The 859-nt window shown below is 70.2% G+C and carries 2 protein-coding genes; one reads left to right on the plus strand and one right to left on the minus strand.

Annotation, left to right across the window (positions count from 1 at the left end):
• Positions 1–463: 463 nt before the first annotated feature.
• The gene (locus MKK75_RS06530) at positions 464–649 is read right to left on the minus strand and encodes a hypothetical protein (protein ID WP_244041801.1); all 186 of its coding nucleotides are present in this window, start codon (positions 647–649) and stop codon (positions 464–466) included.
• A gap of 12 nt (positions 650–661) precedes the next feature.
• Here MKK75_RS06530 and MKK75_RS06535 point away from each other — a divergent pair.
• The coding region (locus MKK75_RS06535) for a hypothetical protein (protein ID WP_244041802.1) at positions 662–859 on the plus strand (198 nt) is incomplete at its 3' end.

Raw genomic sequence — 859 nt, forward strand, 5'->3', positions numbered from 1 at the left:
GGCGGCCGGACTGGCGAAGGGCCACCTTGAGTTCGCCCTACACGGCGAGAGGCTCGCGGGCCGATGGCATCTCGTGCGCATGAAGGGCCGCGGGGGCGAGAAGAAGCAGCCCTGGCTGCTGATGAAGGCCGACGACGAGCACGCCCGCCGCGACGGCGACGTCCTCGTCGAGCACGAGGCCTCGATCCTGTCGGGCCTGACCAACCGGGATCTCGCCGACGGCGGGGTCGTCAGAGCCGATCATGCGGCCCGCGCCGAGGTCGCCGACGAGCGGAGGACGAAGCCGCCAGCCAGCCGCTCCAAGGGTGCCCGTAAGGCGATCCTGCCGCCCTTCGTCGAACCCGCACTGGCGACCCTCGTTGACGACGTGCCCACCGGCGACGGCTGGCTGTACGAGATCAAGCACGACGGCTACCGCATGCAGGCCCGCATCGACGGGGGCTCCGTGAAGCTCCTGACGCGCTCAGGCCTCGACTGGTCCGCGAGGTTCGAACCCGCTCTCCGTCTCGACGACGATCTCGGCGTCGATCAAGGCCGAGGGCAGCTTCAAGGCCTTCAGGGACCGGGCAGCGGGTTCGAACCCCGCGGACCAGTCGAGGCCTGAGCGCGTCAGGAGCTTCACTGAGCCCCCGTCGATGCGGGCCTGCATGCGGTAGCCGGCGTGCTTGATCTCGTACAGCCAGCCGTCGCCGGTGGGCACGTCGTCAACGAGGGTCTCCAGTGCGGGTTCGACGAAGGGCGGCAGGATCGCCTTACGGGCACCCTTGGAGAGGCCGGCTGGCGGCTTCGTCCTCCGCCCGTCGGCTACCTCGCCCAGGGCCGGATGATCGCCGCTTACGACCCCCCCGCCCGTCACATC

It is taken from the genome of Methylobacterium sp. J-030 (assembly GCF_022829545.1).
Taxonomy (GTDB): Bacteria; Pseudomonadota; Alphaproteobacteria; order Rhizobiales; family Beijerinckiaceae; genus Methylobacterium.

Coding starts and splice junctions, on each gene's coding strand:
- MKK75_RS06530 (WP_244041801.1), bottom strand. CDS start 649: ATGCAGGCCCGCATCGACGGGGGCTCAGTGAAGCTCCTGACGCGCTCA.